The sequence below is a fragment of the Collinsella aerofaciens genome, assembly GCF_001404695.1.
Classification (GTDB): domain Bacteria; phylum Actinomycetota; class Coriobacteriia; order Coriobacteriales; family Coriobacteriaceae; genus Collinsella; species Collinsella aerofaciens_E.
The window spans coordinates 93,733-101,875 of record NZ_CZAQ01000002.1; the positions used below are offsets into that span (position 1 = coordinate 93,733).

Here is an 8,143-nt window from a genome sequence, read left to right on the forward strand (position 1 = left end):
AGCTGGAGGAATATCTATAAACCCGGCTCACATGAATGCAGGTTATGACCGCATCGCGGGACTCACCGCGCGATGCGCGACAGGCGCCCCGCAAGAGAAACCCTAGGCGTCTTTCATCACGTCGGGACTCGTCGCACGCGATGCGCGATAGGCATCGGCCTCCTTGGAGACGCGTTCGAGCAGCTCGGATGTATCGACGCCCTCGACTTGCGCGACCGTTTCCACCGTCTGCATGGCGACCGCCCTCAGGTACGCGCACGCGCTGTCCCCCAGCTGCTCGAGGTCTATCTCCTCGCCGCCCTCCCGGGCAAAGCCGACCGCCATCACAAAGTCCATGATGCCCGAGACCAGAAAGCCCACCGCAAAGCTCGAATCTGCCTTGAGCTCTTCTCCGTCGGGGTGGACGATCTCTCTCACGCGGTCGATGATGATCGTATGGATGCCCTGCACGACCTGCTCGGCGGCACCCGCCCTCATGGTGATGACGATGCGCCGCAGCAGACAGCGGACGTCGCGCCGGTCGAACGCCGAAAGGTCGCCCTCGCTCGAAAAATGCCAGAGGGCATCGGTGATGAGCTCGTTATCCTGCAGCAGCTGGGCTATGGCGATGGCGACGAGTTCATCGAAATCGTGAAAATAGTAGTAAAACGTTCCGCGATTGCACTGGGCGGCGCGGGTCACCTCGCCAACCGACAGCTCGAAGATGCTGTTGTTCTCGATGAGCTCCCAAAACGCCTCGATGATACGGGTGCGTGCATCGGGCGCATCGGCGTCCTTACGCGGTCTCGCCATGCGCCTCACCGCACCCCTGCGCCTTGGCGTTCATGATGAGCATCTGAAGACGGTTCTCCACGTTGGCGAAGCTCACGTCGGGATCGTAGTCGAGCGGCAGGAACTGCGCCGTGGGATACTGCTCCTTGAGCGCATGGATGAGCCCGCGCCCCACGACATGGTTGGGCAGACACCCGAACGGCTGCAGGATCACGAAGTTGCGGCAGCCGCGCTTGGCGTGCTCGAGGATCTCCGCCGGAATCAGCACGCCCTCGCCCGCATCGAACGTATGGTGCAGGATCTTATCGCTCGCGCGCACGAGCTCGGGCATGCGCGTCGGCGGCTCGTAGAGCGGGCTCGCCGCGCCCAGGCGGTCGCAACGGTCGTGCGCGAGCTCGAACAGGTTGTCCGCCGTGGCGTACCAGGCCTTTTCGGGCAGCGACAGGTCGACGTGGAACTCGCGCGACTGCGCATGCTTGTAGAAATAGGTCTTGCGGATCACGTCGGTCATGCGCGCCTCGATGACCTCGAGCCCGTTGTCCTCGAGGTAGCGCTCGATCTCGTGGTTGGCGCCGAGATGGAAATTGAGCAGGTACTCGCCCACGATGAGAACGGTCGGATGCGGGTTCGAGCGGTCGTACGGAACGGTGTCCATGATCGCAAGCGCGCGTTTGAAGCCCGTCACCTGGCCTCTCAGCCCGGAGCGCTCCATGCCCTCGATAACCTCATCGAGCGCGCGGTCGAACGCAGCGTCCGCCGCGCCCTTCTCGAGCTCGTAGGGACGGATGCGCCTAAGCATGGCCTCGAGGGCATCGATCATGGGAAGACCGTAGGCGATCTGGATGCTCGGGCCAAGGCCGAGCTTGAAGCCCGGATGCGCATTGTGGGCATCGACGTCGTCGTTGGTGAGCACCGGGACATAGTCGTATCCCGCGTCGTCGAGCGCGCGGCGCAGCAGGGGCATGTAGTGCGTCAGGCGGCAGTCGCCGATATACTTGCCAGTCACCACGGCGACGTCGTGCGGGTCGTACTTACCGCTCTCGAGTGCCGCGAGCGCCTCGCCGATCACGATTTGCGCGGGGAAGCAGATGTCGTTGTGCACATAGCGTTTGCCCAGGCGGATGGCATCCTCGCGCCCGATATCAAGGGCCTCGGCGCGCACGCCCTGATTGCGCATCGCCGCGGTCATGAGCCTGCAGAACGCATGGGAGGTGTTGGGGACCAGCGCGATCTTGTCGTGCCGGTCGCGCTTGGTGTACTTGACCTTATACGGGTCGTCGAGCGGATGGACCGCGTGCACCCGGGCGCCCTCGGCACGCTCCTCCGCGCGACGACGGTTGACCGACTCGATAAACGAACGCACGCGAATGCCCATGGGACCGGCGACGTCGCTCTCATCGAGCTTGATCATCATCGGAACCTTGGAGCCCATCTCGCCCATCATGCGCGCGATCTCGTCGGTGAGATACGCATCGTGGCCGCAGCCGAAGCTGCCCATCTGCACGAGCTCGAGCTCGGGCGTCGATGCGACGATGACCGCGCACGACAGCATGCGCGCATGGTAGTTGTTCACGATGTCGATGCGGCTGTTGGAAAGATCGACGTTGCAGACCCCCGGCACCGCATCGGGCGTCAGCACGGGGATGCCGCGCTCAGAGAAGAGCTTGGGCAGCCCGTGGTTGACCAGCGGGTCGTTGTGGTACGGGCGCGAAGCGATCACCACCGCGTAGCCGCCGTCCTCGCGCACGTTCTCGAGCACCTGCCTGCCGCGCAGCTGCAGCTGGTTCTCAAACGTCTGCTGCGCGCGGTCCGCCTGCTCGGTCGCCTTGGCAACCAGGTCGGCATCGATATCGAAGGTCTCCTTGCACCACGCCTTGAGCTGGCGGTTTCGGTCGCCCTCGTCGTACCAATGGAACAGCGGCGTATCGAACGGAACGCCGAAACGCTCCTCCGGGTTATCGGAATTGCGCATCACGTAGGGGTATCCCTTTACGACGGCGCACATCCACTCGCTGGTAGAGGCGGTGTTTTCGGTGGGCACCGTCGTGATGATGGGCATGAAGATGCGGTCGACGCCGGCGTCGACGAGATTGCGGATGTGCCCGTGGACGAGCTTGGCCGGGAAGCACACGGTGTCGGATGTGACGTGCGCCAGACCGCGCTCGTACATCGCCTTGGTGCTGCGTCCCGAGACGCGCACCTTAAAGCCGAGCGTGCTGAAGAACGTCGACCAGAACGGCATGGTGTCCCAGAACTCGAGCACACGGGGAATGCCGATCGTGACATCGCGCCCCCCGCAGACGGGAACCGTGGGGCACGACTCGAACAGCAGCTTCTCGCGGTCGACAAAGAGATTGGGGGCAGCCGCGGTCCGGTCGCGCCCCGTGCCGGGTGCCTGTGCCTCGCAAGCACCCTGCGGACGCAGCTCCTCCGCCGCGGGAACCTCGCGCACGAGCTCATCCCATGAGATGGCGCCGCCGCGCGGGCAGCGATTGCCCGTGACGTAAAGCGAGCCGTCGCCAAATGCCACGACCGCGCGCTGGCAGCGGTTGTTGCACCGACGGCAGGTAACGCCGCCGAACTCGCGATGCTCGAAGCGCTCCACGGCATCGAGCCCGATAAACGACGTGCCGGCGTCGCCCTTGCGGCATTCCTCGCGCGCGAGCAGGGCGATACCGATAGCGCCCATCAGCCCCGGGTGGGGCGCACGCGTGACGGGTTTGCCCAGATACTGCTCGAATGCGCGCAGCACCGCGTCGTTTCGGAACGTGCCGCCCTGGACGACGACTTTGTCGCCCAGACGGTTGAGATTTGAAACGCGAATGACCTTGGTGAACACGTTCTCGATAATCGAACGGCAGAGACCGGCCATGATGTCGCCCGGACCCTTACCGCGCCGCTGCTCGGAAACGACGCTGCTGTTCATGAACACCGTGCAGCGGCTGCCGAGAACGGCGGGGGCTTTGGACGAAAATGCCTCGGTCGCGATATCCTCAACGGCTATTCCGAGGTTTTTGGCAAAACCCTCGAGGAACGAGCCGCAGCCCGCAGAGCACGCCTCGTTGACGACGATATCGGTCAGCACGCCGTGGTTGAGCCAGATGGCCTTCATATCCTGTCCGCCGATGTCGAGCACGAAGGTCGCATCGGGAACGCATGCGCACGCGGCGCGGGCGTGCGCGACCGTCTCGACCGTATGGTAGTCGGCGTGGAACGCGCGCGCGAAAAGCTCCTCGCCGTATCCCGTGGTGCCCACGGCATCGATCGCAAGCGTGACTCCCGCTGTCTCCCAGCGGTTCTTCAAGCTGACAAGACCCTGTTGGGCGACGTCGAGCGGTCTGCCGTTATTAGACGCGTAGAACGAATCGACAAGCTCACCCGCCTCATCGACCAGGGCGAACTTGGTCGTCGTGCTCCCCGAATCGATACCGAGCGCCACACGCACCGTCTCTCCGGGCGCATACGCATCCGGACCCTTTGCCGGCGTCTCTTTGCCATGGCGTGCCGTAAAATCCGCCTGCTCGGCAGGTGTGGCAAAAAAGGGCTGGGCAAGACGTCCCTCCCCGCTTGCGGGCGCGACCGTCTCGAGCTTATCCAGCCGGACAAAAGCGTCGGGAAGGTCGATCGGTTGGGACGATGCGAACATGTCGGTCAGCGACAGGGCGGCACCGCGCGCGACCATGATCTGCGGATCGCGCGGGACGATAACCTGATCGTCCGATAGATTCAGTTGCTCCCGGAACACGCGGACCAGCGTGGGGTTGTAGGCGAGCGTACCGCCCTCGAAGATTACCGGCGGCTCGATGTCGATACCCTGGGCCAGACCGCCGATCGTTTGGCGGGCGACCGCGTGAAGCGCCGAAAGCGCCAGGTCGGTGGTAGGAATGCCCTCGTTGAGCAGCGGCTGGATATCGGTCTTTGCGTACACGCCGCAGCGGCCCGAGACCTCGTGGACGGTCGTTCCCCGGCTTGCGAGCTGCTCGAACTCGCCCGATTCGGTGCCGACCCCCATGAGCTTTGCCATCTCGTCGATAAATGCACCGGTACCGCCTGCGCACGAGCCGTTCATGCGCATGTCGGCAACCTCGATGTCTCCCTTATCGTTGGTGCGGAAGAAGATCATCTTGGCGTCTTGGCCGCCCAGCTCGATGGCGCAGCGCGTCTGCGGATAGAACCTGCTGATCGCGAGCGCGTTGGCGACCACCTCCTGAACGTACGAGGCGCCCAGCGCGGTCGCGATATCGCGCGCACCCGAGCCGGTCACCGCAACGCGCAGCGACTCATGGGGAAAGCGCTCGGCGAGCTCGCCGAGCATGGCGCGCACGCTCGCTGTCTGACACGCCCCGTGGCGGCGATATCCCCACCACGCCTCGGTCATATCCTCGTGCATCGCGTAAACTTTGGTCGTCGTCGACCCTACGTCCAGTCCTACTAGCAACGCCATAATGCTCCGTCTCTCGCATTTTTCCCGCTAGAGATATACCACTCTACGTAATACAACAGACTGTTGTATTTAAACTCCGTATAAAAAGCGGCTGCCGAAACGCTTCAGCAGCCGCCGAATGCACCAACAGATTGTTCTGCGCGCTAGCACGTCGGGCAACGGAGCAGCACGGGCCCTCCGGTCATGCGCACCGCTCACGCCCGCGATGTCGCCGAGAGAGCTATCCACGCTTAGGGCTCCAACCAAGCAAGTCGCCCGCGCTCAGCAGATCCCTAAGCGAGCTACTCGCACTCAGGAGCCATAGCCTGCTCCAAGAGCTCGGCATGCTCCTCCTCGAAAACCGTCCCCACAGGGAAGGCGCGACGGAAGACGAAGTGGGAAATCGGACCGGCTACCAAAAGGTTCCACGGCAGCGCCATCACAAAATTATGCGGGATGTTGATCATCCAGATCGCGGGCACGGAATACAGGTTCGCAAGGATGCCGCCGGGCATGTGCGTCAGACCCTCGCAGGCACCGTACAGCGACATGATGATGACCATGGGAACGACCATGCAGGAGCTGACGGCGAGCGTCATGGCGAGCGGCGAGCTCTTGCCCGGCGTGACCAAGTACTTAAAGGCGAAGCCCTTGGCGAGCGGGCTGGCGACGAACCAGTCGCAGCACATGGCAAAAACGTAGGCAACGGGGAAGCCGAGCCACGCGGCGGCAACAACCTCGCCGTTGATGGCCCCATGCTGCAGGGCAACGTTGTAGATGCTCATCCAGAGCACCATGCAAAAGCACATGATAAAGGTGAACAGCAGGCTCTCTCGTTTGTTGATAGGCATAAAGGGCATGGTCCTTTCTGTGTTATGCCGCGACACCACGCAACAAAAAGGGCGGGCAAGATGGAGCTGTTGGGACTTCATCTCGCCCGCCCGTGATACGTGCGTCTGCGACTACTTATGTGGTGGAACCAGCCTAGCACGAAAACCCCGCGCTTCGTAAGCGTTGAGTTTATGAAGATGCAGGGCACCAACAATCCCCCGACCCCCTAAGTTGCGGTGGAATACGGACTGTTTTGACCCTTTAAGCAGCAATTCAGTCCCTATTTCACCGCAACTCATTTGGTGCAAAGTAACATGTCCCCCTTGCACCAATTAGCTGGTGTGGCGCCAGCGGGGGTCGGTGAGTGTACGTGCCACACCCAGACCAACGGGCAGAAACGCCACGATGAGCACTGCACGCACAAACCAACCGAGCATATTGACTGTGTCGAAGGTGCACATGTAATACATCGAGCGATACAGATACAAACCCGGCACCATAATGACAATCGAAGGCACCGTGAGAGCGATACGCGGGTAGGTGAGCTTGACTTCGGCCAAGCTTGCCAGCAGACCCGATACCAGCGCGCCGATAAACGCTGCTGCCTCGGGAGGCATTCCCGTGCTGAGGCCCAGGAAGGGAATCATCGTCGGCGCATCGACGAGCGTAAGGCGCAGGGTATTGGAAACGGCGCCGATCAACCCAGCTGCCGCGGCCATCTTTACCGGGCTGCTGAACATCACCGAGAAGCCGAATACGCCAACGAAGCTCATCACCACGCGCAGGAGCGTAAGGGCAAGCGGCGAAAGGCCGAGCGGGGCAAAGTCGTCCGGCGCCAGGCCAACACACTCGGCAACCATCCAACCTACGAGGGTCGCCATCACAATAATCGATACGGCATATGAAAGGCGCTCGATACCGCTTCGCATGTCGAGCTTAGCGATGTCGAGGCCTGCCGTAATGAGTGGAAAGCCGGGAATCACAAAGAGCATGGCGCCGATATAGCCTTCTTGGTGCGACATTGCCCCCGGTATGACCTGGCCAAGGCCGAGCAATGCCAGCAGATACGAAACGCAAGCGAGCGCAACGCCGGTCGTCAGCGCGCTGAACTGACCAAGGCCTTGCTTGAGAATATGGGAGCGGGCAAAGTTGCCGACACCCGCGCCCACGAACGCGCAGGCCATCTCGATGGGGCCGCCGCCGAGCAAAAAAACGAAGGCGCCACAGGCGCAGGCCGCCGCAAGGCCCTGTTGCCAAGGCGCGTAATCAGGTTTTGAACTCTCAACGGTCTTGAGCATCTCGTGATACTCGTGCACCGTGAAGCGACGACCATAGGTCTCGATTTCCTTGAGGAAACTCTCCATCATCCAAATGCGATGGGTATTGACGCCCGTTGTGGGCAAGCTGACAACCTCGTTAAAGCAGTGGCCATCTTCGATGCAGGTGCACTCAAACGACAGAAGACTCAGGTCGACGTGAATCGTGACGCCCAGTACGGCAGCAACACGATTCATGGTATCGCGCACGCGCCAGGCACCCGTTCCGCTTGCCAGCATAAGCATTCCGGTGCGGCAGATGATGGATGATTTATCGGTGAGCGGCGCATCGACGGCAAGTTCATCGCCTGCCGTCACGATCTGGTGCCAGTCAGTTTTCATATGGAGCGCGCCGGCACGGACACCGTGGTGCATGGGGGCTCTCGAAAGCAGCGAGTCAAGGCGCGAAGGCTGTGAGGGCTCCGCCGATTCGCCCTCGTCCTCGTCGGGCTCTTCATCGACCAGATCAAAGGAATCAAGCGGCGCTGGCTCGCGACGATCGATTAGCTCCTCATCCTCATCATCAAAGTAATTGAACTGATCGAGCATGTCCTCTTCGATTGCACGCTCGCTCACATCGTCCATACAGGGGCTCCCTTCCTACCGACTAACCCCCATCCTAGGCAGCAACGGCTAAAGGAAACATAAAAGAGACGGCTGTCATGCGAGCCATGTGCGCAATAGCCATTGGGTAGCCATTGGGTGTTCCTATAGTTTTGTCAACCGTCGGGGCTACTCCCGGTAGGGCACCCGGTCGCGCATCACGGCGTATATCGCCCTGAGCCGCTTCCTCGCGACGGCC

General features: G+C 62.0%; 4 protein-coding genes. All 4 read right to left on the reverse strand.

Features of this window, described 5'->3' with window-relative positions; translation table 11 throughout:
- Positions 1-102: 102 nt before the first annotated feature.
- Complete coding sequence (locus tag AQ996_RS01270; RefSeq protein WP_055250333.1) at positions 103-792, reverse strand: TetR/AcrR family transcriptional regulator; 690 nt, start codon at positions 790-792, stop codon at positions 103-105.
- The gene (locus AQ996_RS01275; RefSeq protein ID WP_055250335.1) at positions 776-5,215 is read right to left on the reverse strand and encodes an acyl-CoA dehydratase activase; all 4,440 of its coding nucleotides are present in this window, start codon (positions 5,213-5,215) and stop codon (positions 776-778) included. Before AQ996_RS01275 ends, AQ996_RS01270 begins: the two co-directional genes overlap by 17 nt.
- Positions 5,216-5,496: 281 nt before the next feature.
- Entirely contained in the window at positions 5,497-6,045 is a 549-nt protein-coding gene (locus AQ996_RS01280; protein WP_055250338.1) for a DUF2798 domain-containing protein, read from the reverse strand.
- Between the two features lie 312 nt (positions 6,046-6,357).
- Positions 6,358-7,926 (reverse strand): threonine/serine exporter family protein, encoded by a 1,569-nt coding sequence (locus tag AQ996_RS01285; RefSeq protein WP_216594982.1) that lies wholly within the window; start codon positions 7,924-7,926, stop codon positions 6,358-6,360.
- Between the last annotated feature and the right edge of the window lie 217 nt (positions 7,927-8,143).